Annotated in this window: 24 protein-coding genes; 18 read left to right on the top strand and 6 right to left on the bottom strand. The window is 57.2% G+C overall.

Annotated elements, in window-relative coordinates:
* Window positions 1–62 precede the first annotated feature (62 nt).
* The 6 genes from ACFPDR_RS07195 (at window position 63) to ACFPDR_RS07170 (ending at window position 6,866) form a co-directional block, all read left to right on the top strand.
* Window positions 63–1,139, top strand: coding sequence for a putative 2-aminoethylphosphonate ABC transporter ATP-binding protein (locus ACFPDR_RS07195; protein ID WP_035272334.1), 1,077 nt, complete (start codon window positions 63–65; stop codon window positions 1,137–1,139).
* The gene (locus ACFPDR_RS07190; protein ID WP_376910941.1) at window positions 1,126–2,934 is read left to right on the top strand and encodes a putative 2-aminoethylphosphonate ABC transporter permease subunit; all 1,809 of its coding nucleotides are present in this window, start codon (window positions 1,126–1,128) and stop codon (window positions 2,932–2,934) included. Before ACFPDR_RS07195 ends, ACFPDR_RS07190 begins: the two co-directional genes overlap by 14 nt.
* 46 nt (window positions 2,935–2,980) lie before the next feature.
* Window positions 2,981–3,811 carry a phosphonoacetaldehyde hydrolase gene (phnX, locus tag ACFPDR_RS07185; protein WP_115633825.1) on the top strand — a complete coding sequence of 277 codons (831 nt, stop codon included), beginning with the start codon at window positions 2,981–2,983 and terminating at the stop codon, window positions 3,809–3,811.
* Between the two features lie 37 nt (window positions 3,812–3,848).
* On the top strand, window positions 3,849–4,868 hold the full coding sequence (locus tag ACFPDR_RS07180; RefSeq protein ID WP_035272329.1) for a putative 2-aminoethylphosphonate ABC transporter substrate-binding protein: 1,020 nt from the start codon (window positions 3,849–3,851) through the stop codon (window positions 4,866–4,868).
* On the top strand, window positions 4,868–5,998 hold the full coding sequence (locus ACFPDR_RS07175) for a TIGR03364 family FAD-dependent oxidoreductase (protein WP_137430237.1): 1,131 nt from the start codon (window positions 4,868–4,870) through the stop codon (window positions 5,996–5,998). Before ACFPDR_RS07180 ends, ACFPDR_RS07175 begins: the two co-directional genes overlap by 1 nt.
* Before the next feature lie 325 nt (window positions 5,999–6,323).
* Entirely contained in the window at window positions 6,324–6,866 is a 543-nt protein-coding gene (locus ACFPDR_RS07170) for a GNAT family N-acetyltransferase (RefSeq protein WP_060185230.1), read from the top strand.
* 101 nt (window positions 6,867–6,967) lie between these two features.
* On the opposite strand, the gene ACFPDR_RS07165 is transcribed toward ACFPDR_RS07170, so the two are convergent.
* On the bottom strand, window positions 6,968–7,210 hold the full coding sequence (locus tag ACFPDR_RS07165) for a hypothetical protein (protein ID WP_223254053.1): 243 nt from the start codon (window positions 7,208–7,210) through the stop codon (window positions 6,968–6,970).
* A 146-nt stretch (window positions 7,211–7,356) separates the two neighbouring features.
* Here ACFPDR_RS07165 and ACFPDR_RS07160 point away from each other — a divergent pair, with 146 nt between their 5' ends.
* From ACFPDR_RS07160 to ACFPDR_RS07145, 4 genes are all read left to right on the top strand, one after another.
* Window positions 7,357–8,019 carry a dienelactone hydrolase family protein gene (locus tag ACFPDR_RS07160; RefSeq protein ID WP_115633826.1) on the top strand — a complete coding sequence of 221 codons (663 nt, stop codon included), beginning with the start codon at window positions 7,357–7,359 and terminating at the stop codon, window positions 8,017–8,019.
* 6 nt (window positions 8,020–8,025) lie between these two features.
* A complete protein-coding gene (locus tag ACFPDR_RS07155) occupies window positions 8,026–8,250 on the top strand; it encodes a DUF3820 family protein (protein ID WP_003799391.1) in 225 nt (74 codons plus the stop codon).
* Between the two features lie 99 nt (window positions 8,251–8,349).
* A complete protein-coding gene (locus ACFPDR_RS07150) occupies window positions 8,350–9,057 on the top strand; it encodes a glutathione binding-like protein (RefSeq protein WP_009458889.1) in 708 nt (235 codons plus the stop codon).
* Window positions 9,058–9,373: 316 nt separating this feature from the next.
* Entirely contained in the window at window positions 9,374–9,865 is a 492-nt protein-coding gene (locus ACFPDR_RS07145) for an OsmC family protein (protein ID WP_115633827.1), read from the top strand.
* 6 nt (window positions 9,866–9,871) lie between these two features.
* Here ACFPDR_RS07145 and ACFPDR_RS07140 read toward each other — a convergent pair whose 3' ends face one another.
* Entirely contained in the window at window positions 9,872–10,738 is an 867-nt protein-coding gene (locus ACFPDR_RS07140; RefSeq protein ID WP_376910940.1) for a pirin family protein, read from the bottom strand.
* Window positions 10,739–10,817: 79 nt separating this feature from the next.
* Between ACFPDR_RS07140 and alkB the strand changes: the two genes are divergently transcribed.
* A complete protein-coding gene (alkB, locus tag ACFPDR_RS07135; RefSeq protein ID WP_239054424.1) occupies window positions 10,818–11,465 on the top strand; it encodes a DNA oxidative demethylase AlkB in 648 nt (215 codons plus the stop codon).
* A gap of 11 nt (window positions 11,466–11,476) precedes the next feature.
* Here alkB and ACFPDR_RS07130 read toward each other — a convergent pair whose 3' ends face one another.
* Entirely contained in the window at window positions 11,477–12,265 is a 789-nt protein-coding gene (locus ACFPDR_RS07130; protein ID WP_026483468.1) for a deaminated glutathione amidase, read from the bottom strand.
* 1,188 nt (window positions 12,266–13,453) lie between these two features.
* Between ACFPDR_RS07130 and ACFPDR_RS07125 the strand changes: the two genes are divergently transcribed.
* Window positions 13,454–14,626: an MFS transporter gene (locus tag ACFPDR_RS07125; protein ID WP_009458878.1), complete on the top strand. Its 1,173-nt coding sequence runs from the start codon at window positions 13,454–13,456 to the stop codon at window positions 14,624–14,626.
* 212 nt (window positions 14,627–14,838) lie between these two features.
* Here the strand turns inward: ACFPDR_RS07125 and ACFPDR_RS07120 are convergent, their stop codons facing one another.
* On the bottom strand, window positions 14,839–16,035 hold the full coding sequence (locus tag ACFPDR_RS07120; RefSeq protein ID WP_052159432.1) for an MFS transporter: 1,197 nt from the start codon (window positions 16,033–16,035) through the stop codon (window positions 14,839–14,841).
* A 96-nt stretch (window positions 16,036–16,131) separates the two neighbouring features.
* Between ACFPDR_RS07120 and ACFPDR_RS07115 the strand changes: the two genes are divergently transcribed.
* The 3 genes from ACFPDR_RS07115 to ACFPDR_RS07105 all read left to right on the top strand — a co-directional run bounded on the left by ACFPDR_RS07115 (window position 16,132) and on the right by ACFPDR_RS07105 (window position 18,436).
* Complete coding sequence (locus ACFPDR_RS07115) at window positions 16,132–16,896, top strand: AraC family transcriptional regulator (protein WP_376910939.1); 765 nt, start codon at window positions 16,132–16,134, stop codon at window positions 16,894–16,896.
* 28 nt (window positions 16,897–16,924) lie between these two features.
* Window positions 16,925–18,127, top strand: a complete 1,203-nt coding sequence (locus ACFPDR_RS07110; protein WP_052159431.1) for a benzoate/H(+) symporter BenE family transporter — start codon at window positions 16,925–16,927, stop codon at window positions 18,125–18,127.
* Window positions 18,128–18,247: 120 nt separating this feature from the next.
* Window positions 18,248–18,436 carry a DUF3008 family protein gene (locus ACFPDR_RS07105; RefSeq protein WP_009458869.1) on the top strand — a complete coding sequence of 63 codons (189 nt, stop codon included), beginning with the start codon at window positions 18,248–18,250 and terminating at the stop codon, window positions 18,434–18,436.
* Here the strand turns inward: ACFPDR_RS07105 and ACFPDR_RS07100 are convergent, their stop codons facing one another.
* Both ACFPDR_RS07100 and ACFPDR_RS07095 read right to left on the bottom strand, forming a co-directional pair.
* Window positions 18,437–19,195 (bottom strand): LamB/YcsF family protein, encoded by a 759-nt coding sequence (locus ACFPDR_RS07100; protein ID WP_083053377.1) that lies wholly within the window; start codon window positions 19,193–19,195, stop codon window positions 18,437–18,439. It abuts the gene before it with no gap.
* Window positions 19,192–20,133 carry a LysR family transcriptional regulator gene (locus ACFPDR_RS07095; RefSeq protein WP_021446486.1) on the bottom strand — a complete coding sequence of 314 codons (942 nt, stop codon included), beginning with the start codon at window positions 20,131–20,133 and terminating at the stop codon, window positions 19,192–19,194. Before ACFPDR_RS07095 ends, ACFPDR_RS07100 begins: the two co-directional genes overlap by 4 nt.
* A gap of 143 nt (window positions 20,134–20,276) precedes the next feature.
* Between ACFPDR_RS07095 and xdhA the strand changes: the two genes are divergently transcribed.
* From xdhA to xdhC, 3 genes are read left to right on the top strand one after another with little or no spacing between them, the layout of a single operon-like run.
* Window positions 20,277–21,770: a xanthine dehydrogenase small subunit gene (xdhA, locus tag ACFPDR_RS07090; RefSeq protein WP_009458864.1), complete on the top strand. Its 1,494-nt coding sequence runs from the start codon at window positions 20,277–20,279 to the stop codon at window positions 21,768–21,770.
* Window positions 21,770–24,097, top strand: coding sequence for a xanthine dehydrogenase molybdopterin binding subunit (gene xdhB / locus ACFPDR_RS07085; protein ID WP_376910938.1), 2,328 nt, complete (start codon window positions 21,770–21,772; stop codon window positions 24,095–24,097). The genes xdhA and xdhB overlap by 1 nt, the downstream gene beginning before the upstream one ends.
* A complete protein-coding gene (gene xdhC, locus ACFPDR_RS07080; RefSeq protein WP_321290550.1) occupies window positions 24,094–25,062 on the top strand; it encodes a xanthine dehydrogenase accessory protein XdhC in 969 nt (322 codons plus the stop codon). Before xdhB ends, xdhC begins: the two co-directional genes overlap by 4 nt.
* Window positions 25,063–25,071: the final 9 nt, after the last annotated feature.

The raw sequence follows: 25,071 nt of genomic DNA, 5'->3' as shown, positions 1-25,071 counted from the left end.
GTGCCGCCATATCCGACTCCCATACTGACGTTCATGACATTCATGACAAGTCGGAACCCAGGATGAGCGCCAAGCCCGCATTTTTAACCATACAAGGACTGCACAAGCAGTTCGGCTCCTTTACCGCCCTGGATCAGGTCAGCCTGGATATACAAGCCGGTGAACTGGTGTGTTTGCTGGGCCCCTCGGGCTGTGGCAAAACCACCTTGCTGCGATGCATTGCCGGGCTGCAACAAGCCGATCAAGGCATCATCGTGATGGCGGGCCGTGACATTACTCACCTGCCCCCTCAACAGCGTGATTACGGCATCCTGTTTCAGTCCTACGCCCTGTTCCCCAACCTGACCGTGGCCCAGAATATTGCCTACGGCCTGTCGCCCCGCAAGAACCTGGCCACCCAAGTGCGTCAACGCGTCTCCGAGATGCTGGATCTGGTCGGCCTGTCCGGTTCGGAAAACAAGTACCCGGCACAACTGTCGGGCGGTCAGCAGCAGCGTGTGGCCCTGGCTCGTGCACTGGCCCCCTCACCCTCCTTGCTCTTGCTGGACGAACCCATGTCGGCGCTGGATGCCCAGGTGCGCGAGCGGCTGCGTATCGAGCTGCGTGCGCTGCAAAAGCAACTGTCCATCACCACCTTGATGGTGACGCACGATCAGGAAGAAGCCATGGTCATGGCGGACCGTATCGCCGTGATGGAAAAAGGCCGACTGGTGCAATTTGATCGCCCCCAGGCTTTGTACCGAGCCCCCTCTGATCCCTTTGTGGCGGGCTTTATCGGTGAAGCCAACTGGCTGCCCTTTACGCCCTTGCACGATTGCTCGGTGCTGGTCGAGCGCGTTCGTCTGGACTTGGGTCAGGAAGCGCCTACTGCAGCAGGACGTCTTTTCATCCGCCCTGAAAACATTCGGGTACTGGATAACAGCAGCCCGGCCACCACGACCAATACCTTTTTGGCCGACATCGTGGACGGCGTGTTTTTGGGCCGTCACTACAAGCTGATTCTGCGCCCCGAAGGCATGGACGGACTCACTGTCCAAGCCATCGTCAACCCCGAACAAGGGGATCGCTTGCTTGACCCCTTGGCCGCACGTCGCTGCCGCATTCAGCTTCCCAGCGAGGCGCTGCATGCCCACCATTGATTCCACACCACAGCCTGGCGCGGCGTCCCTGCGCTCCACCAGCCTGTATGGCCTGCCCGTTGCTGAAACTAGCGTGAAGAACCATCCCCTGACCCGTCCCGTTTTGCCTGTCTGGATAGGCTCGGCGGCACGACGCGCCTTATTGATTGCCCTGTTTGCCCTGCTGGTCCTGTTCCTGGCCCTGCCCATGCTGTTCATCTTGCTGCGCGCCATTCAGGACGGCGACGGGCAACTGGTGGGTTTGGGTCAGTTCTGGTCGGTGATCAGCGCCCCGGGCTTCATGCCCATGGTGGGCCGCAGCATTCTGGTGGGCGTGACCACCTTGCTGATCGTGATCCCCGTTGCCTACGCGTTCGCCTTTGCCCTGCAACGCTGCTGCATACGCGGTGCCGGACTATTTCGTGCGCTGGGCCTTTTGCCCTTGCTGGCCCCATCGCTGATGCCAGGCCTGTCCCTGATCTACCTGTTTGGCAACCAAGGTTTGCTGCGTCACTGGTTGGGCGGTGAAACGATTTATGGTTTCTGGGGCATTGTGCTGGGCGAAGCCTTCTACACCTTCCCCCACGCCCTGATGATTCTCAGTACCGGTCTGGCCCTGGCCGATGCTCGTCTATATGACGCTGCCCGCGCCATGGGTGCCAACTCCTGGCGTCGCTTCCTGACGGTAACCCTGCCCGCCAGCCGCTATGCCGTTTTTTCCGCCGCATGCCTGGTCTTTACTCTGACCGTCACCGACTTTGGTGTGCCCAAAGTGGTGGGCGGTTCCTACAACGTGCTGGCCATGGAAGCCTATAAAGCCGTTGTCGGTCAGTTGCAGTTTTCCAAAGGCGCGGCCATTGGCGTGCTGCTGCTGATTCCCGCTGTGCTGACCTTCTTTCTGGACCGTCATCTGCGTGCTCGTGCCAGCGGTCAGGCTCAAGGCTCGCTCAGTGCCTACTCGCCTCTGCCACACCGTCAGCGCGACCGTTACTTCACTCTCGTTCTGGTACTGGTATCCCTGGCCATTCTGAGCATTGTGGGCATGGCGGTGTGGGCGTCCCTGATCAAGTTCTGGCCTTACAACCTGAGCCTGTCCCTGAAGTCCTACGACTTCAACAATATGGACGGTGGCGGCTGGCTGGCCTGGCGCAACAGCCTGACCATGGCCTTGTTTACCGCCATTCTGGGTTCGGCCCTGATCTTTCTGGGCGCCTGGGTGCTGGAGAAACTGCCTGCCCGTGGTCAGTCCGAAAAAGGCTTGTACGGCATGCTGCAAATGCTGGCGCTGGCCCCCATGGCCATTCCCGGTCTGGTGCTGGGCCTGGGCTACATCTTCTTTTTCAACCACCCCAACAATCCCTTGTCCGGTCTGTACGGCTCCATGAGCTTGCTGGTCCTGTGTACGGTGATTCACCTGTACACAAGCGCCCATCTGAACTTTGTGACGGCCCTGAAAGCCATTCCTGGCGAGCTGGAAGCCGCTGCCGCCTCCCTGAAGGTTCCGCGTCTGTCCACCTTGATGGGTGTCACCGTGCCGCTGTGCCTGCCTGCCTTGCTGTCGGTGGCGCGCTACCTGTTCGTCTCGGCCATGACCACCGTGTCTGCCGTCGTGTTTCTGTACAGCCCGCAAACCGTGTTGGCCTCGGTAGCGGTCATGAATATGGACGACGCCGGCTTTATCGGCCCGGCCGCCGCCATGTGCACGGTCATCATGCTCAGCTCCGGCTTTGTCTGCGTCCTGGTTCATGTTCTGAGCCGCGCTTCCTTGCGCCGCAGCCAGGCCTGGCGCTCCCCTTCTTCTCTTTCTCCAACCTGACAGGACCGCAATGTCATCCCCAACTTGCGCGAATACATCGCTTGATATGCCAAATCACCAGACTCCACGCCTTGAAGCCCTGATTTTTGACTGGGCCGGCACACTGGTGGATTTTGGATCCTTTGCTCCCACCCAGATTCTGGTTGAAGCCTTCAAGTGCTTTGATCTGAATCTGAACCTGGACCAGGCCCGCAGCGCGATGGGCATCGGTAAATGGGATCACATCAAGGCCATGCTGGAGTTGCCTGAAGTGCACGCCCAGTTTTTGGCCCTGCATGAGCGCGAACCCGATGACAGCGATGTAGACCGTATCTACAACACCTTCCTGCCCATGCAGAACGAACGCGTGGGCGAGTTCTCCGCCGCCATTCCCGGTGCCCGTGAAACCTTGTCCTGGGCACGCCGCCAAGGCCTGAAAATCGGCTCCTGCTCCGGCTACCCGCGTCTGGTTCTGGACAACCTGCTGCAACACGCCCACCGCCAACAAGTACTGGTGGACTACCACGTCGCCTTTGACGAAGTCCCGCAAGCACGCCCCTGGCCTGCCATGGCCCTGGAAAACGTCATTCGTCTGGAAATCAAGAATGTCGGTGCCTGCGTGAAGATTGACGACACCCCGGTCGGCATTGAAGAAGGCCGCAATGCCGGTATGTGGACGGTAGGTTTGCTGCTGTCAGGCAATGCCGCCGGACTGACCGAACTGGAATTTCTGGCTCTGGACGAAGAAAGCCGCCAAACCCTGCGTGATCGCGCCGCAGCCACCTTCGCCGACGCCCAACCGCATTACCTGATCGACACCGTTGCCCAACTGCCTGCCGTGGTTGAACAAATCACCGAGCGGATGGCCCAGGGCGAATGCCCTGGCGACTCTCTCTAACCCCACCCCCCTTTTGCTGTCACAAGGACACTTCTCCATGAAAACCATTGTTCTGAGCTCCTTGGCTGCCGCTTTGATGGGCGCCGCTTCCCTGGCTCAAGCCGCTACGACCCTGACCGTCTACACCGCGCTGGAAGCCGATCAGCTCAAGGCTTACCAGGCTGCTTTCGAGAAAAAGAACCCCGATATCAAGATCCAGTGGGTACGTGACTCCACGGGCATCATTACCGCCAAACTGCTGGCTGAAAAGAACAATCCCAAGGCTGACGCTGTCTGGGGTCTGGCCGGCTCCTCGCTGGGCTTGATGGCCAGCCAGAACATGCTGCAGCCTTACGCCCCGCAGGGTCTGGACAAGATCGACGCCAAAATGCGCGATCAAAACAACCCACCCAGCTGGGTTGGCATGGACGGTTTTGCCGCCGCCCTGTGCGTGAACACCGTTGAGCTGGAAAAGAACAAGTTGCCCATGCCCACGTCCTGGGAAGATCTGACCAAGCCCGAATACGCTGGCAAGATCGTCATGCCGAATCCCGCTTCTTCGGGCACCGGCTTTCTGGACGTAAGCGCCTGGCTGCAACTGTTTGGTGAAGAAAAAGGCTGGACCTTCATGGACGGTCTGCACAAGAACATCGGTGCCTACACCCACTCCGGCTCCAAGCCTTGCAATATGGCTGCCGCTGGCGAATACACGATTGGCGTGTCCTTTGACTACCGTGGCGCTCGCCTGAAAGAAGAAGGCGCTCCGCTGGAACTGGTGTTCCCCAAAGAAGGCCTGGGCTGGGAAATTGAAGCCGCTGCCATCATGAAAGGCACCAAGAACCTGGAAGCCGCGCAGAAACTGGCTGACTTCTCCGCCAGCGAAGAAGCCAACCACTTGTACAAGACCAACTTTGCCGTGCTGGCCATCCCTTCTATCGCCACGGCCAACCCGCACCTGCCAGCAGACCTGAACCAGCGTCTGATTGACAACAACTTCGTCTGGGCCGCTGAAAACCGCGAGCGCATCATCGAAGAGTGGACCAAACGTTACGACGGTAAATCGGAAGCCAAGAAGTAATGAGCACACAACACTACGATGTCATCGTGGTGGGGGGCGGCATCCTGGGCATGGCACATGCCTGGGCGGCTGCCCGCCGCAAGCTTAGCGTGGCTGTGCTCGAGCGCAGCCACCAGGCCCAAGGCGCCACCATACGTAATTTTGGTCAGGTACTGGTGACCGGTCAGGCGCCGGGCATCATGATGGAACTGGCACGCCAAAGCCGAGGTCTGTGGCTGGATCTGGCGGCACAAGCGGGCTTTCATGTGCGCAGCAATGGCTCGCTGGTCCTGGCACGCAATCACCTGGAACTGGAACTGCTGGAAGACTTTGCCCAAGGCCGTGCCAAGGACGAAGGCGTGGCCTGCCAGATGCTCAGCGGCAAGGAACTGGCGACACTCTTTGAAGGCCGTCTGGGGCATCACCACGGCGCGCTGCAAGGTCTGGATGATTTGCAGATCTACTCGCGCGACGCCCTGCCCGCCATTACCAGCAGCCTGCAAGCCATGGGCGTGGATGTGTATACCCAAGCGCATGTGCACTATGCTCAAGAGGGGCAGGTACACAGCAGCGTGGGCAACTTCACCGCCAACAGCATTTTTGTGTGCCCCGGTCACGACTACAGCAGCCTGCATCGCGAACTGCTCGATACCGTCAAGCCGTCGGTGACACGTCTGCAAATGCTGAAAGTGCGTGCACAGGACGCAGGCTGGGCATTGGACCGACCTTTGCTGACAGGTTTGTCCTGCCTGCACTATGGTGCCTTTAGCGATCTGCCTTTGGCAGACACACTGCGCAAGCAAGTACAGCAACGTCATGGCGTCCTGCTGGATCAAGGCATTCATTTGCTGATTAGCCCCACCCCGGACGGGGATCTGATTATTGGTGACTCGCACGACTACGGCCAGCAAGCCAGCCCCTTCAACCAGGAAGAAACAGACCAGTACTTGCTGGCTCTGGCAGAAACCGTGCTGGGTTGCCCGGTGCAGGTGCTGCAACGCTGGCAAGGGGTATACGGTGCAAAGGGCCCGGCTCCATTTTCTGTCTTGCAGGCCGATGGCAGTACGCAAGTGACGGTTATGCACACGGGCTTGGGGATGACCACGGGTCTGGCCATTGGTGAACGCAATATCGCCGCTCGCTACGATTGATTGCTGGACATGGGTGCGTAGGCAAGCAGATCAGCCTTGACCTAGGCAGCAAGAGTGCAAAAAACGCGCAGCCTGGGCTGCGCGTTTTTCTTTTCCTGAGGCGTAGGTCTGGATGCCAGAATCCATGGCCTCAAACCAGGGGGAATCACGACATTTTCTTAATGGGAATTTCCCATGAGAAACCCAATAGAGTGGAATAAAATACGCCACACGATAGGCCAGAGCGAGCGCTCTTGAGCTGTAGCCATCCATACACCCGGACCGCCAAGTACCTCGTCGCGATTGGCGACGAAGCCCTGGTCTTCCCCCTGACAGGAAAGGATCAATGAAAGACAGCGAAAGCGGCTTGCGTTTTATAGACTGCAATGAAGAGCAGCATGCAGCCGCTATTTTGGCGATTCTGAACGACGCCATCGTGAACTCCACCGCGCTATACGACTATGTGCCACGCCCGCCCGAAGCCATGGTGAGCTGGTTTGCCACCAAACGCGCCAACGGCTTTCCCGTGGTCGGCGTCATTGACGATGCAGGAACGTTGATGGGCTTTGCCAGCTGGGGCACCTTCCGCGCCTTTCCCGCCTACAAATACACCATGGAACACAGTGTCTATGTGCACCCGGAGCACCGCGGCAAAGGGCTGGGCAAGATTCTGATGCAAGAGCTGATCACGCGTGCCCGTCTGGCCAATGTGCATACCCTGGTAGGCTGTATTGATGCCAGCAATGCGGGCAGTATCCATCTGCATCAAAGCCTGGGCTTCACCCATGCGGGCACCTTCAAGGAAGTGGGGTTCAAATTTGGCCGCTGGCTGGATGTCGCCTTCTACTTGCTGACGCTGGATACGCCTGCCGAGCCAGTCGACGGCTGAAGCCCCCCCTCCACGCTACGCCTTGGGGCGGCCCGGCGACAAAAAAAACCATCGCAGGCAGCACGCCGCGATGGTTTTTCATCAAACCGTTTGCTCCTGACTCAGGCGCTGGCTTTCGGCTTTTCGTAGCACACGGCAAAGGCGATCAGGCCCAGCACGATGCTGAAAATGCCCACACCGACTGCCACCCCAGCCACCAGACCCAAACCTACTGCAATAAACACGCCGGGAAAGGCGTAGTTTCGCAACCAGGAAGGTTTCTTGGGAACAAGAAATAGCCCTAAAAACAAGAACCAGGGCATCACAATCGTCCAGAACAGACTGTCCATTAGCACGTCACGCATCATTATTCCATTGAAGTAGGAGGGGCTTGGGCGAGAGCCAGACACCCCCGCCGTTCTGGGTGGATTGTAAACGTCCTGAGGCTGGCCTCCCAGTATGGGCGACTGTTATAAGAGAGAATTATTGTTTTACAGCTAAAGGACACGCCATGAGTACGCTTAGCTTGACCAGCGCAGACCAGCACCGTTTCAAAGCCTATGTCGCAGGCGATGAACAGGCCGAACGCGGCTTGATCGTGTTGCAGGAAATTTTTGGTGTCAATCAACACATACGCAACACCTGCGAACGCTTTGCCGAGCAAGGCTACCGTGTCCTGTCTCCCGCCCTGTTCGACCGGCAAGAGAAAAATGTAGAGCTGGGCTATACCGCCGAGGACGTGCAAGCAGGTCTGGCACTGCGCAACGGCATTGCGCTTGATAAGACCCTGCTGGATATTCAGGCCTGCGTGGACGCCTTGGGTTCGCGCAAGATTGGTATTGTCGGCTATTGCTGGGGTGGCTCCTTGAGCTGGCTGGCCGCCTGCCGCTTGCAAGGCCTGAAAGCCGCCAGTTGCTGGTATGGTTCGCAAATTGCCCAGAACGCCCAGGAACAGCCCAGGATTCCAGTTCAAATGCATTTTGGTGCCCAGGATCACTCCATCCCTGCCAGCGCCATTCAGACCATTAAAGACGCGCAAAAGGATGTGGCCATTTACGTGTACGAACCTGCCGGGCATGGTTTTGGCTGCGATCATCGCCCCGATTTTCACGAAGCGTCCTACAAACTGGCTCAGGAACGTACACTAGCTTTCTTTGCCGACCATCTACGTTAAGCCCCCATGCTTGAATCCAGCGACGACCTGCTTGCCCTGTTAAATACCACCATGCCTTACGGCAAATACAAAGGTCGCTTGCTGGCCGACCTGCCGGGACATTATCTGAACTGGTTTGCCCGTGAAGGCTTTCCTTCCGGGCGGCTAGGGCAGCTACTGGCCCTGATGCACGAGCTGGATCACAATGGCCTGAAATCCTTGCTGGACCCCTTGCGCCCGCGCAGCCGCTAAGCGGAACAAATACCTTACTGGGGAGCGGGCTGCGACGGTATGTCACCGTACAGCTTGCTACTATCAAGACTTCCTCTACACCCCATTGTGAAGGACGTCATGACAATCGATCTCTCCGCATTCCCCATCACCGGCAAATGGCCGGCTCAGCACCCCGAACGCCTGCAACTGTATTCCTTGCCCACTCCAAATGGGGTCAAGGTATCCATCATGCTGGAAGAAATTGGCCTGCCTTACGAGCCGCATCTGGTCAGCTTTGAGCGCAACGATCAGCTCAGCCCGGAATTTATTTCGCTCAGCAGCAACAACAAGATCCCGGCAATTCTGGACCCCAATGGCCCCGGCAATAAACCGCTGGCCTTGTTCGAGTCCGGTGCCATCCTGATCTACCTGGCAGAAAAAACCGGCCAGTTGCTCTCTGCAGACCCGGCCCAACGCTATGAAACCCTGCAATGGCTGATGTTCCAGATGGGTGGCGTAGGCCCCATGTTTGGTCAGTTGGGTTTCTTCCACAAATTTGCTGGCAAGGACTTTGAAGACAAGCGCCCCCGCGACCGCTATGTCAACGAATCCAAGCGCTTGCTGGGTGTGATCGACAAGCATCTGGATGGCAAGGACTGGATGGTGGGCAACAGCTACTCCATCGCCGATATTGCCCTGTTCCCCTGGATTGCCAACCTGATCGGTTTTTACGGCGCAGGCGAGCTTGTGGAGTACGAGCAGTTCAAGAATGTGGCCCGTGTTCTGGCCCAGTTTCAGGCCCGCCCGGCAGTACAACGCGGCTTGAACATTCCTGCCCGTGATTGATGGATAAGCAGCGCCAATCAATGCTTATAAGCCAATTTGCAATAGCCCTGCTATCAAACTGGTCTTTTTTGTTTCGCTTGACGCCAGTCCGTACAATTGGCCTCCTAAACAAGCTGCGCAAGCGGTACTATTCCGTTTGCCCGGCTTGCTCGTCAATCAAAAAACCAGTCTGCTCATAGAGCGGATACAGGCAAATCCACCAGCCTGATGAGCAAGCCTTCAAAGCCCTGGATTCTTTCCAGGGCTTTTTTTTGTATGTACGATAGCCCCCCGCTGCTACTCTTTTTGCTCCTTGTCACTTTGCCTGAGCAGAGCTATGAAAACGCACCACTATGAACTGTTGATCAGTTGGACCGGCAACACCGGGAGCGGCACCCGCACCCTTCGCTCCTACTCACGTAACCACGACGTGATGGCAGTTGGCCTGGAGACCATTGCTGCCTCCTCAGACCCTGCCTTTCGAGGCGACCCAGCCCGCTGGAACCCAGAGCAGCTTTTCCTGGCATCGATTGCTCAGTGTCATATGCTTTGGTACCTGGGAATAGCGGCAGAAGCCGGCATTGTGGTCACGGCCTATGAAGACCACCCTACCGGCATCATGATTGAAGAGGCTAACGGGGCTGGGCAATTCAAGAGTGTTACATTGCGCCCCTTCGTCACGATCACACCGGACAGTGACCTTGCCTTGTCCAAATCGCTTCACGATCGCGTAGGTGAATACTGCTTTATTGCCCGCTCCATCAACACTCCGATTCACCATGAGGTCACGGTCCACGTACAAGGTCAAACACCTCCACCATCGACGTAAAGAGCATTACACCGCAGGTAAAGGGATGAACTGCTCATCGTCCAGTGGTGGCAGACTGATGCGACCATTGAGCCAATCGTCCTTGGCCTGCTCGATACGGTCCTTGCGCGAGGACACAAAGTTCCACCAGATATGGCGTGGTCCCAGGGGCTCGCCGCCCAGCAGCATCAAATGGCTGTTTTGCTCGGCCAGGATGCGAGGGCTGTCGCCTTTGGCAAAGACCAGCATCTGACCAGCTCGATAGCGTTGAGCGCCTACCTCCAGCGCGCCCGTACAGATATAAATGGCGCGCTCTTCATGGCCGGTTGGCAAGGGGACAGACTGGCCCGCTTGTACGCGTAGTTCCATATAGAACAAGGGTGAGGCCACACTGGCAGGGCTGCACAGACCCAGCGCCGATCCGGCTATCAGGCGACCTTCCAGGCCCGTGTCCTGAATCAAAGGCAGTTGTTCGGCCTCGTAATGCACAAAATCGGGGTTTTGCTCTTCTTTATGTTCCGGCAAAGCCACCCAGGCCTGAATGCCATCCATACGGCCACCTTGGGTACGCATGGGCTCAAAGCGCTCGGAATGGCTGATGCCTGAACCAGCGGTCATCCAGTTCAAGGCGCCGGGCGTAATCTCTTGTTCCACGCCCAGGCTGTCGTGGTGTGTCATGGCACCTTCAAATAAATAGGTGACGGTAGACAGGCCAATATGCGGGTGTGGCAGCACATCGTTTTCTGTCCCTACAGGTGCCGTCAGCTCTTGTGGCCCCATACGATCAAAGAAGATAAAAGGCCCCACCATACGCCGTTGGCGAAAGGGCAGAACGCGCCCCACTTCAAATGCACCAATGCTGTGTTGACGTTGTGGAATCAGCAGCTCGACCATAGACACCTCTACTGGGAAGTCGCAAAAATACAATCCCGATTACTATACTCTGGTCACTGCTTTATTCGCCCTATCGCGCATGTCCACGCTCTCCCTGTTTGATCCCGTTCCCGGCAACGTCCTGACTCTGGATACCGGCCTGATCGCCCTTCCGGGGCTGGCCCTGCCCTATGCCGCCAGCTTGGCACAGGCGGTTCAAGAACTGGTGCACAGTGCTCCTTGGCGGCATATGCAGGTTCCCTCAGGGCATCGTATGTCGGCCGCACAAAGCAGTTGTGGCGACCTGGGATGGATATCGGACGAACACGGCTACCGTTACAGCCCCACGGACCCGCAAAGCGGTTTGGCCTGGCCCGCCATGCCTGCCATATTCAAGGAACTATTAACGCGCATTGCCCAGGAGTCGGGCCAGGGCCCTTTTCAACCCGATACCTGTCTGATCAATTACTACGACGAGCAGGCGCATATGTCCTTGCATCAGGATAGAAACGAGCGCAACTTGCAGCACCCGATTGTCTCGGTCTCCCTGGGACGTGAGGCCTTGTTTTTATGGGGCGGCGCAAAACGCAGCGACCCGGTGCGTACCCTGCGACTGCGCGATGGTGATGTGCTGGTCTGGTGGGGGCCGTCCAGATTGAATTTCCATGGGGTACGCAGACTGGAGGGCCCGGCCCATCCGGTATGGGGCACAGGCCGGGTCAATCTGACATTCAGAAAAGCAGGCTGAACCCCGCTAGTTCAGCCCAGTTCGGGCGGAGCAAAGCGACGGTTTTCCAGTACGGGCAAAATGCGACGGGCATAAGCCAAACGCTCCCGATCCAGATCAACCAAAAGCAATGTGGGAGTTTCTGCCGCCTGGGCCACGATCACACCCAAGGGATCCACCACCAGACTTTGGCCAATATTGCGTTCACCACACTCACCGACGGCCACCATATAGGCCGTATTTTCCAAAGCGCGAGCCGTCGTCAGCACACGCCAGTGGTGTTCCTTCAAGGGACCTTTCAGCCAGGCCGACGGCGCCAGCAAGACTTGCGCCCCGTCCACGCACAAGCGTCGGGCCAGCTCAGGAAAGCGCAGGTCGTAGCAAGTCATCAAACCTACTTTGAAACCGGCCACATCAATCAAGGCGGGGATTTCTGTACCTGGCTGTACATAGCGTGATTCTTGTACCGAGAAGGCATCGTACAAATGAAGCTTGTTGTAATGCGCCAGAACCTGGCCATCGCGCAGCACCACCAAGGTGTTCCAAACCTTGCCTTCTCCGGCCGGGGTATGAATGCAGAACACCACGGTTAAATCAGTATCACGGGTGGCAGCGCTCAGTCGGCTGACAAACTCCCCATCCAGGGCTTGTGCGGATTTCAGGACCACTTCAGGGTCGGCCACATTTCTGGCCAGCACACCTTCAGGCAGAACCAGTAACTGCGCGCCGGAGCGCAAGGCTTGTTCGATCAAACCCAGGCAAGCGCTCAGGTTTTCCTGCGAATCTTTGGATACGGCCATCTGGCCCAATGCAACTTTCATGACCACCTCCTTTGCGGTGCTGCCTAAGTGATTCTAACGCAGCCGCCCGCCCAGACCAGCCAGCGAACAAGGGAGAAAAACTGAACACCAAATGGTCAAATGTCAAACCATCCCCGTCGTTCAGCCCCAACAGATCAGCGTCATATTTCTCCACTTCCCATCATGTAAAAATTCGGACACAAACTGCAATTAAAAATAAATTTTAATCGGGTCAATACCCTGAGCGCGTTTAACCACACTAAACATTCTAGTCATATCAAAGAATATTTCTACTCAGCTAGCAGGTCAATTAAGCGATCAGGCTCTGAAACAAAGTGCCGTGCGCATAGCGACAAACCCAAACAACAACACGATCAATTTGAACGCTCTATTTCGTCCGTACAGTTCAATTCCATTTATCTTCATAAGCGTGAAACTCTATTGAGCTCAGTTCTCAAGCTCGGCTTTAATCAGCAGATATATGATAATGAGATATAAAAAACTCTTATATTTGCGATACCATAAACATTATGCAAATCGGCAAAATTGATTCTTTTATTAAGCCGGACAAAATCTCATAGACGGCACAAAAAGACGTTCTTAACTCTGGCAAGCATCTCTGCACCCATCCAGAATTTTCGAGGGCAAATCTCCAACCCAAATATGACCGGACATAATTAGAATCAATAAAACGCGATTAAATAAAATGAATCAAATCCGGATAAAATCGAGCTAAAAATAATGGGCCAAGTGCAAACCAGCACTGGCCCATTCATGAATTATCCTTGCGACGCCACTTCGTCCGACATGCCCGCCTGTCAAGCTGACCAGCCGCTTTGGCATTGGACTTTCAATGCACTAATGATTGAAATCCAAAATAATCAGAATAAAAAAAACCCCCGATTTCTTGCAAAATCAGGGGAAAGCTACCACAGGAAAATGATTGGATACAAAACACCCAATACCGTGATTCTATATAAAAAACTAAAAAAAATCTGCATACGTTGTTTAGGGCTGACGCTATAGCTTGATAAATTAATTTGTGCTAGGACGTAATAAGAATTAAAAACTTAAAAAGATCTTCAATTCCCTACAGTTACATGACCCTATTCCGTCCTTAGAAATCTTGAGCCTTGCCCCATGACTGCGCGACAATAAGGCCTCTTACGGGTGGGACACACTACCCTTCTTGATTCTCAGGCGTTTATCTTGTCTTCTTCGCACTCTTCCTTATCCCCCCGCCAGGTTTTACTGGCCATTCTGGCCTTGGCTGTGGGTGGTTTTTCCATCGGCACCGGCGAATTTGTCATCATGGGTTTGCTACCCGATGTGGCCCAGGATCTGGGTATCGATATTCCCACCGCGGGCCACTTGATCAGCGCTTACGCTTTAGGCGTGGTGATCGGCGCTCCGGTACTGGCCGTACTGGGCGCACGCTGGCCCTGGCGCCGTCTGTTAATAGCCTTGATGGGCGCTTATGCCGTGGGCAATTTCCTGACCGTGATCGCCCCCAGCTATGAAACCGTGTTGATCACCCGCTTTCTGGCCGGCTTTCCGCATGGCACCTACTTTGGTGTTGCCGCCCTGGTAGCCGCTCGCCTGGTGCCGCCGCATCGCCGCGCACAGGCCGTGGCCTACGTCATGCTGGGTCTGACAGTCGCTACCTTATTGGGTGTGCCCATTGCCACCACCTTGGGACAATGGCTGAGCTGGCAGGCGGCCTTTACCTTCGTCAGCCTGATCGCCTTGCTGACGATGGGGCTGGTACTGCGCTTTGTGCCTTTCATTCCCGCCAACACGCTGGCCAGCCCTTTGCGCGAACTGGGGGCCCTGAAGCGCAAGCAAGTCTGGTTGACGCTGGGCATAGGCGCAATTGGTTTTGGTGGCATGTTCTCGGTGTTCAGCTACGTAAAATCCACCTTGATGGAACTGGCGGGCCTGTCGGTCAGCGCCATCCCTGTCGTGCTGGCCTTGTTTGGCGTTGGCATGGTGCTGGGCAATTTACTGGGCGCCCGCTATGCGGACCGCTACCTGGATCGCAGCATTCGCCTGGTTCTGATCTGGGCTACCGGCGTGCTCTTGCTGTTCATGATCACGGCCCACCATCCAATCCTTGGACCCTTGAACATCATGCTGATTGGCACCCTGGTGGCCTTGGGCCCCGCTTTGCAGATTCGCCTGATGGACGTGGCAGGTGATGCCCAAACACTGGCGGCTGCGCTGAATCACTCGGCTTTCAATATGGCCAATGCGCTAGGTGCATGGTTGGGTGGTTTGACGATTGCCGCTGGCTGGGGCTGGACTTCGACCGCCTGGGTAGGTGCCTTGCTGGCCTTGGGTGGCCTGGCCTTGCACACCATTTCGCTGCGCATTAAAGAATAGTCAGACCTCAGAGCGGGTGACTCGGAGCAGGCAATTTTGTCGTAGGCGACAGAAGCTGAACACAGGAATAGCCTTTGCAAAACTGAACTCTGCCAGTAACCCAAAAAACAAAACGGCCTGTAATTGGATGCCCCTAAGGGTATTTCAATTACAGGCCGCTTTTGTTTGGCCCTCTCTCGGAGGTCCGACTACCTGGCTTTCAGCAATTCAGCTCAGGCTTTGCTTGCAGCTGCGGGGCGAGCCGCCAACCAACCGGCGTAGCCCATTCCAAAGCTGACCAGAATGCACAAGCCCAAGGCCCAGCCCCAGCTATTGAACAGGTCATGCAAACCGCCCATGGCGGGAGGCCCAAACGCGGCCAGCAAATAGCCCATGCACTGCGCCATACCCGACAGGGACGCCGCCTGCGAAGTAGACGTAGAACGTACCCCAATCAAGGCCAAGGCAATCAGGAATACGCTGCCACTACCAAAGCCAAACAGCACCGCCCACAGCAAGGACCAGGACGGCAAGACCAGAAAGCCCACAAAAGTCAGGGTCTGCAACAAGGCACCCGCCAAGGCCACCGCACGCTGGTCGTGCACACGGCTCAACACGGGCATCAGCAGCAAGGCCGGTACGGCGGTAGCCAACTGCATCAAACCATGAATCTGGCCCGCATGATCCGGCTCAAAGCCATAGTTCACCAGCATCACAGGCAACCAGCTGGCAATCATGTAGTAAGCCACCGAGTTCAAACCCATGTACAGGGTGATATGCCAGGCCAGGGGCAAACGCCACACCGAAGAACTGGTTGCCGCGCCAGCGGGCGTATTCTGTGCCGCACGTCGATCCGCGCCCAACTGGGTAGCCCAGACAACTACGCTAGCCAATGCCATCACACCGACCACCATCAGGGACGACCAGCGCCAGCTTTGGCCTGTCCACTCCGCCATAGGGACCGCCATCGCGGAGTTGAACGCCGCGACCAGACCCATGAACAAAACGTACAGCGACGTCACAAAACTGATGCGCATGGGGAAATGACGTTTCACCAGAGAAGGCAACAGCACATTACCCAAGGCAATCCCGATAGCCAGCAAACCGATACCGGCAAACAACTCTATCGTGCCGCCCAGGATACGTACCACCACACCTACCGCAATCAGTACGGAAGCAATAAACAAGGAACGGGACAAGCCCACCACCCGCGCCATGGAGGCGGCCAGCAAGGAGACCACCGCAAAGATGAACAAGGGCATGGCGGTCAGCAGACCGGCCTGCGTGGACGACAGGGAGAGGTCTGCCTGGATCAGCTCCAGCAAGGGGGCGATACCCGTGATCGGGGCTCGCAGATTGCCGGCAATCAGCAAGACGCCAATCAACACCAGCAAGGGGTGGGAGAGCCAGGAGAGTCGAGAGAGGGACATGAAATGTAGCCAGTAGGTGAAAACCCTACTCTATCCTGTTTCGATGCCGACGCAAACAGGATATTATGACAACTTATACCTCAAACCAGACAAAGCATGAGTTTTAGCTCCAATCCGCAAGGCGGGCCTATTTTCAGCATCAAGATGGCGATGGGCAGCAATACTGAAAATCCATTGCATACCCATCCCAATGGACAGCTGATCATGACGCAATATGGCTCCGTCACCCTGCAAACCGACCAGGGCTACTGGATGGTGCCGCCGCTGTGCGCCGTCTGGGTGCCGATGGGTATCCGTCACCGTGCCCGCGCCGACGATCAGGCCCTGATTCATTTCCTGTACATACAGCCCGGTCTGGATGAACTGCCCGATCACTGCAGCACCCTGGACCTGAGCCCCATGGTGCGCGAGATGATCATTCATTTAAGTGATCTGAATCCCCATTACGAGCCGGGCAGCCAGACGCACCGTCTGGCACTGGTGCTGCTGGAAACCTTGAATCAAATGCCTACCCGGCAGCTGCATGTACCGGTGCCCGAGGACAAAGTTTTGCAGACGATTGCGCAACATATGCTGCAACAGCCCGACTCGCGCCCTACGATGGCCGACTGGGCAAAAGAACTGGCCATGAGTGAGCGCACCCTGGCCCGACATATGCTAAAACACACAGGGATGAGCTTCGGGCGCTGGCGGCAACAATTCATGATTATGCTGGCCCTGCAAAAACTGGGTTCGGGAATGTCCGTAAAGAGCACGGCCAGGGAATTGGGTTACACCTCTATCAGTGCCTTTATTACCGTTTTCAAATCTATTTTGGGCGAAACCCCCAGCCGTTACTTGAGCCAAACCCATTCTTCTTAAGTCCCTACTACCCTCACCACACGCATCCATGTCTTCCACACACCTGTCCCGCCCCGGATATCTGCAGCGCTTATTAAGTTGGTTCCAGATTTCTCACATGTCGGCGGGGCTGATTGCCGTGCTGGTGGGCTACACAAGTTCTGCTGCCATTGTTTTTCAGGCCGCTCAAGCGGCCGGTGCCAACACCGCCGAGCTGGGCTCCTGGATGTGGTCTTTGGGTATTGGTCTGGGCCTGCTGTCGGCAGGTCTGTCGCTGCGCTACAAGATTCCAATTCTGACTGCCTGGTCCACCCCCGGCGCTGCGCTGCTGGCCACGGGTCTGGTGGGCCTGCCCATGTCCCAGGCCGTGGGCATTTTCCTGTTTTCGTCCCTGCTGACCACCATTTGCGGTCTTAGCGGCAGCTTTCAGAAGTTGATGCAGTACATGCCGCGCAGCATTGCCGGCGCCATGCTGGGCGGCATCTTGCTGCGCTTTGGCCTGGATCTGTTCGGTGCCATGCAGACCCAATGGCTGCTGTGCCTGAGCATGTTCATTGTGTTTCTGGTGGTGCGCCAATGGTCGCCCCGCTACGCCGTGCCGCTGGCACTGGTGGCCGGTGTCACGATTGCTGCCATGCAAGGTTTGCTGAAAATGGAAATTCTGAGCTGGACACCCGCCACGCCGGTGCTGGTCTGGCCCGAGTTTTCCTGGACGGCGCTCATTGGTGTAGGCATTCCCTTTTTCATCGTCACCATGAGCTCGCAGAACATTCCGGGCGTGGCTGTATTGAAGGCGCATAACTACGATGCGCCCAACTCCACTGTCATTAGCTGGACCGGGATTGTGGGCCTGATCTTTGGCCCCTTCGGTGGCTACGCCTACAATCTGGCCGCCATTAGCGCCGCCCTGTGCATGACTCCCGAAGTGGATGCGGACCCGCGTCAGCGTTATCGCGCCAGTGTCTGGGCCGGGATTTTCTATTTTGCCGCCGGTATCTTTGGTGCCACCGTGGTCAGCCTGTTTGCCGCCTTCCCAACCGAACTGATTGCGGCCATTGCCGGTCTGGCCTTGCTGGGTACCATAGGCAACAGCATCCACATGGCGCTGGAAGCCCCAGACACCCGTGACGCCGCCCTGGTCACCTTTCTGACCACCGCGTCAGGCATGAGCCTGCTCAATATCGGCAGTGCCTTCTGGGGTCTGGTTTTTGGTATGGCTATGTACTTGATTCAGAAACGAAAAGTGTCCTGATCCGGCCATCCCCCCGGCGTCTGTTCAAGACGGCAAACAAGCCTCACATTTGCTTGCTTTGCCGTCTTTTTCATTTGGCACACTAAAGGCATGACCACTTTTCTTTAACGGAGGTGCTTCATGCCTGCTTTATCTCAAGCCCAACAAAAAGCTGCCGGTGCAGCCTTGTCCGCCAAACGCGGGGAAACTCCGGTAGCCAGTCTGAAAGGGGCATCGCTGGAAATGTACAACACCATGAGTACCAAGGAGCTGGAAGAACTGGCCAGCACCGATACCGCGCGCCGCAACCTGCCTGAACACAAGGAGTAATCAGACAGCCTGAACGCGCACGCCGCTTTGCTCGAAGGCTTGATGCAAACGCTGCGCAAATTCGGCCGCCCCCGCCTGATCCCCATGCAGGCACAAGGTATCAGCAGACAAAGGCACCGTTTTACCCGACAGACTGGTAACGGTGCCTTGCTCTATCATCTGCATCACTTGCTGTACGGACTGATCGGCATCGGTAATCATGGCGCCAGCTTGCTGACGAGGGGTCAGGCTGCCATCGTCCTGATAGCTGCGATCGGCAAACACCTCTTGAGCCACCGTCAAACCCGCATCACGACCGGCCTGCACTTGCACACTGCCTGCCAGCGCATACAGAATCAGGCTGCGATCAATATCGGCCACAGCTTGGGCAATGGCTTTTGCCAAGGCCCCATCACGGGCGGCCATATTGTAAAGAGCACCATGTGCCTTGACGTGATGCAAAGCAGCACCCTGGGTGCGGGCAACGGCAGCCAGGGCTCCCACCTGCACCACCACCATGTCATACACCTGCTCGGGGGTAACCGCCATCACCCGGCGACCAAAACCGGCCAGATCCGGCAGGCCGGGATGTGCGCCCAGCTTCACGCCATGCTTTAGGGCCAGGGCCACCGTCTGACGCATGGTGCCCGGATCTCCGGCATGAAAGCCACAGGCGATATTTACCGACGTCACCCACGGAATCACCTGCTCGTCATGGCCCATGACCCAGGGGCCAAAGCTCTCGCCCATGTCGCAATTCAAATCAATACTCAAGCTCATGGAGTTCCCTCTGATAATCCATCCAATCTGCCTGCGGCCTGGGCAATGCAACGCCTGAACCACAGCAGTTCTGCCGCATTATGCGTGCGCGGGTGCCACAGCTGATAAAAGCGCATCAGTGGAAAATGAACCGGACAAGGCAACACGGTAATTGGCAGAATGCGGGCATAGTACTCGGCAAACTGGCGGTTCGTGGTGAACACCATGTCCGTGCGACTCAAAATCCCCGGAACCAGGCCGAAATACGGCACGACCATCTGTACGTGACGGCTGATGCCCTGCTCGGCCAGGCAACCGTCAATAAAGCCGCGCTTGTCCGTCACGTGAGCCGAAGGGGCCAGATGCGGCATGTCCAGATAATGCTGCAAGGACAGGCCACGCTGCGCCAAGGGATGATGGCGGCCCAGCATACAGACCACCTCGTCATCAAACAGACGCGCCAGGTGCAGCTTTTCCGGAGGCTCCAGCCAGTTACCGATCACCACGTCCAGTTCGCCCTCTTCCAAGGCCTGTACGTAATCCAGGTCCGGATTGATGGTATGGACCACCAGTCGGGCCTGCGGCGCCTGACGACGCACCCGCTCCGCAATATCCGGGATAAAAGCACCATCCAGATAATCCGGCGCGCCCAGATTGAAAACGCGGGTAGACTGACTGGGGTCCATGGGCTCTGCCGCGGCAGAAATTCGCTCGATAGCTTGCAAGGCTTCCGTGGCATGTGCCAGCAAAAAAGGACCGCGCTCGGTAGGCACCATTCCCTTTTTACCGCGCAGCAAAATCGGATCGCCCGTGATTTCGCGCAAGCGCCGCAAGGCATTGCTAACGGCTGGCTGGGACATGCCCAAGCGGATAGCCGTACGCGAGACGCTATGCTCCTTGAGCAGCGACTGCAATACCCGCAGCAAATGTAGATCTAGTTGTTCTCGTAATTTTGGCATGGTTTAAATAATACAAGCGCTGGCCCGCCTCGTTGATCGGTGTAGACACTCATACGCCTATATAGTGAACATCATTCCAAGCAAATGTTCGCATCCTAAGCAAATGCTATCTTCGATCCGTAAAAAACCAGTCGAGTGAGATCATGGAGACAAGACCAATTCGTTTTATTTATCGCGGCGAAGTACAGGAAGTGGCTCAGGCCCCAACCACGCGAACCGTTTTACAGTATATCCGTGAGGATCTGCACTGCACCGGCACCAAAGAAGGCTGTGCCGAGGGTGATTGCGGCGCCTGCACGGTCATGATTGGCGAACTGGACCAGAACAATCAACTGCAATTGCGTGCCGTAAACGCCTGTATCCAGCTGCTGCCTACGCTGGACGGCAAGGTGCTCTACACCATTGAGGATCTGCGCCAGGACGATGGCACCCTGCACCCCGTGCAACAGGCCATGGTGGACTGGCACGGTGCCCAGTGCGGCTTTTGTACGCCTGGCTTCATCATGTCGCTGTGGGGCCTGTACATGACGCACTCGCCCGAAGACGGGCCGGTTTCCCGGGAACAGATCGACGATGTGCTCTCGGGCAATCTGTGCCGCTGTACCGGCTACCGCCCCATTATTGATGCAGCCAAAGCCATGCACAGCTATCCGGCTGTCAGCATGGACCGCCAATCCATTGAAGACAAGCTGCGTGCCATTCGTCAGGACGGCATGCTGGCCTATGAATACCAGGGCCAGACCTTCCACGCCCCCCGCACGCTGGACCAGTTGGCCCAGCTGCGCGAGCAATATCCGCAAGCCCGCATTCTGGCTGGCAGCACCGATATCGGCCTATGGGTGACCAAGCAATTCCGCGATTTGCCACATCTGATCTATATCGGTCAGGTGGCCGAGCTGCGCGAACTGAAAACCACCGAGGACGATCTGTATATCGGTGCAGGCGTGCTGTTGAACGACGCTTTTGACGCCCTGATCAAAGACCACCCCGAATTGACAGAACTGCGCCAACGCTTTGCCTCCTTCCCTATCCGCAACGCCGGTACCCTGGGCGGCAACGTGGCCAACGGCTCGCCCATTGGGGACTCCATGCCCGCCCTGATTGCCATGCGTACCCGTGTGGTGCTGCGCAAAGGCGCAGTCGAGCGCGTGCTGCCTTTGGAAGATCTGTATCTGGCCTACCAGAAAACCGCCATGGAACCGGGCGAGTTCGTGCAAGGACTGCTGGTCCCACGCAACAAGGGACAATGGCAATTCCGTACCTACAAGCTGTCCAAGCGTTTCGACCAGGACATTTCTGCCGTGTGCGCCGCCTTTGCGGTGGAACTGGATGGCAAGATCGTCAAACAGGCTCGCATCGCCTTTGGCGGTATGGCTGCCACCCCTAAACGAGCCAGCCACGCCGAGCAAGTGCTGCAAGGTCAGGAATGGAACGAGGAAAACGTACAAGCTGCCATGCAAGCGCTGCAACAGGACTACCAGGCCCTGAGCGATATGCGTGCCAGCAGCGAATACCGCAATCAAAGTGCGGCCAATTTGCTGTACCGCTTCTTCCTGGAAACCCACCCTGAAAACGCTTTGAGTCCCGCCCAGCTGAATGTCTTTCACCGAGCTCAAGCCAGCCTGGAGACTTTGTGATGAAAATTGACAATATCGACCACCTGAACACCGCCACGGCTCAACGAGTCGGCGTGTCCTTTCTGCACGAGTCGGCAGACCTGCACGTGAGCGGCACGGCCACATATACCGATGATTTGCCTGAATTGCAGGGCACGGCCCATATTGCGCTGGGCCTGTCGGAAAAAGCCCATGCCCGTTTGCTGGACGTGGATCTGGAAGCTGTGCGTCAAGCGCCCGGTGTCATTGCCGTCCTGACGGTTGCCGACATTCCCGCCGCAAATAATTGTGGCCCTATTCTGCATGACGACCCCATTCTGGCCGATGGCGTGGTGCATTACTTTGGCCAGCCCATTTTTGCGGTTATTGCGAAATCCCACGACCAGGCACGCCGTGCAGCGCGTCTGGGCAAGATCACCTATGAAGAGCTGCCTGCCATCTTGACTCCGCAAGAAGCCAAGGCCGCGAATGCCGGTGTTCTGCCCCTGATGAGCCTGAAACAAGGCGACGCCAAAAAAGCACTGGAATCGGCTCCACACCGCCTGCAAGGCACCTTCCAGTGCAATGGTCAGGAGCAGTTTTATCTGGAAGGCCAGATTTCCTACGCCGTGCCCAAGGAATACGGCGCCGTGCATATCTGGTGCTCCACCCAGCACCCTTCGGAGATGCAGCAGCTGGTTGCTCACTGTCTGGGCGTTGGTGCACACAAGGTACACGTGGAATGCCGTCGCATGGGTGGTGGTTTCGGTGGCAAGGAATCTCAATCGGCCCTGTACGCCTGCGTGGCCAGTGTGGCCGCCGTCAAGCTGCAACGCCCGATCAAACTGCGCCTGGACCGCGACGACGACTTCATGATTACCGGCAAGCGTCACGGTTTCTACTATGAATACGATATTGGCTACGACGACGAAGGCCGCCTGCTGGGTGCCCGTCTGGACATGACGGCCAACTCGGGGTTTTCCGCCGACTTGTCCGGCCCCGTGGCAACCCGCGCCATCTGTCACTTTGACAATGCCTACTACCTGTCCGATGTAGACATGAGCGCCTTGTGTGGCCGCACCAATACCCAATCCAATACGGCCTTTCGAGGCTTTGGTGGTCCGCAAGGGGCCTTGGTCATGGAAGTGGCGCTGGACACAATTGCTCGCCGTCTGGGCAAAGATCCGCTGGATGTGCGCCGCATCAACTTCTACGGCAAAGAAGACCGTAATGTGACGCCTTACGACCAGACCGTGGTCGATAACGTCATTCACGAGCTGGTGGCCGAGCTGGAGGAAACCAGCGAATACCGTCAGCGCCGTGAACACATCCGTGAATTCAATGCCAGCAGCCCGGTACTGAAAAAGGGTCTGGCACTGACCCCGGTGAAATTCGGTATTTCCTTTAACGTACCCGCCTTCAACCAGGCTGGTGCTCTGGTCCACGTCTACCGTGACGGCACGGTTTTGGTGAACCACGGTGGCACGGAAATGGGCCAGGGTTTGAACACCAAGGTCGCCCAGGTGGTAGCCCATGAACTGGGCCTGAATCTGGAGCACATCCGGGTCACGGCCACCGATACCACCAAAGTGGCCAATACCTCGGCCACGGCGGCATCCACAGGTACGGACTTGAACGGTAAAGCCGCCCAGAATGCGGCCTACCAGATTCGCCAGCGTCTGACGACGGTAGCGGCCCAGTTGTTTTCGGTTGAAGAGTCCAGCGTGAAATTCGAGCGGGGTCAGGTCGAGATCGGCGGCCAGACCATGCCCTTCTTTCAACTGGTTGAGCACGCCTACCAGGCCCGCGTCCAGCTGTGGTCCGACGGCTTTTACGCCACCCCCGGCCTGCACTGGGACTCCAAAGTCATGAAGGGGAATCCCTTCTACTACTTCTCCTATGGGGCTGCCGTCGCTGAAGTGCTGATCGACACGCTGACCGGGGAATCTCGTCTTCTGCGTGCTGACGTGCTGCACGATGTGGGCAAATCCATCAATCCGGCCCTGGATATTGGCCAGGTTGAAGGCGCCTTTATTCAAGGCATGGGTTGGCTGACAACAGAAGAACTGGTGTGGAACGCTCAAGGCAAGCTCACCACGCATGCGCCGTCAACCTACAAGATCCCGGCCATCAGCGACTGCCCCATGGACTTCCGCGTCAATCTGTTCGATGGCCGCAACGCCATGGATTCGATTCACCGCTCCAAAGCCGTGGGCGAACCCCCTTTGCTGTTGCCATTCTGCGTCTTTAACGCGATTCGTGATGCCGTTGCCAGTGTAGGCAACTACCAGATCGAACCCGTGCTGAACGCACCTGCGACTGCGGAAGCCGTCATGCGGGCTGTTGCGGCTATTCGCAAAGCGAAATGAGTAGCTGGCCATCTCTTGCCCTCGCCCGTGTAAAAGCGGGCGAGCGGCTGGTTTTGTGCTCGGTGGCGCTGGCCAAAGGCTCCACCCCGCGCACCACGGGCACGGCCATGCTGTTCAGCCAAACTGAGCAGTGGTTAACCATTGGTGGCGGGCACCTGGAATGGGTAGCGGCAGAACAGGCCCGTGTCATGCTCAGCCAATCCTCCGGTCCCGGCTGGAGCATGAGCCGCCTGCCACTGGGTCCCAGCCTGGGTCAATGTTGCGGCGGGGTCGTGACCTTGCTGTACGAGACCCTGGGTGCCGAGGATCTGAGCTGGCTGGAAGAGCTCGATAGCGCCGTGCGGGCCGGTCAGGCGACCAGCCGCCGTTCACAATTGCTGTCGGATGGCAGCAAGCAGGTTGATATCCACAGCCCTTCAATTGTGGACGAATCCCGGCTGGACTACGACGGCTCGCAAGGCGTCTGGATGGAGGACCTGCCGCCCCCGCCCCTGACCATTCTGCTATTTGGGGCCGGTCATGTGGGCGAGGCACTGGTGCAGATTCTGGGCACCCTGCCATGCCGGGTTCTGTGGATTGACGAACGCCCTGAACTGTTTCCCGCTCAGGTACCCAGCAATGTCAGCCTGGAAATTACCGACATCCCCGATGCGCTGATCGAACAAGCCCCGACCAATAGCTATTTTCTGGTGATGACGCATAATCACGGCCTCGATCTGGCTCTGTGCCAAAAGATCTTGCGCCGGCCCGATACGGCCTATGTGGGCCTGATCGGCTCCATGACCAAACGTCGTCAATTCGAGCGCCGCTTGCAGCAACGCGGCATGCCCGAGTCCCGTATTCAGAAACTGGTCTGCCCCATTGGCGTGCCAGGTATCAAGGGCAAGGCCCCCTCGATTATTGCCGTGGCTGTCGCCGCCGAATTGCTGGCCCACGCCTATGAAATGGGCCAGCTCAGTCGCTGATGCGACCTC

Origin of the sequence: Alcaligenes sp. GCM10023179 (assembly GCF_042653705.1) — a bacterium.
Taxonomy (GTDB): domain Bacteria; phylum Pseudomonadota; class Gammaproteobacteria; order Burkholderiales; family Burkholderiaceae_B; genus Alcaligenes; species Alcaligenes phenolicus.
Note: the sequence above shows the minus strand (reverse complement) of the source record. Positions and strands in the feature narration are given on the sequence as shown.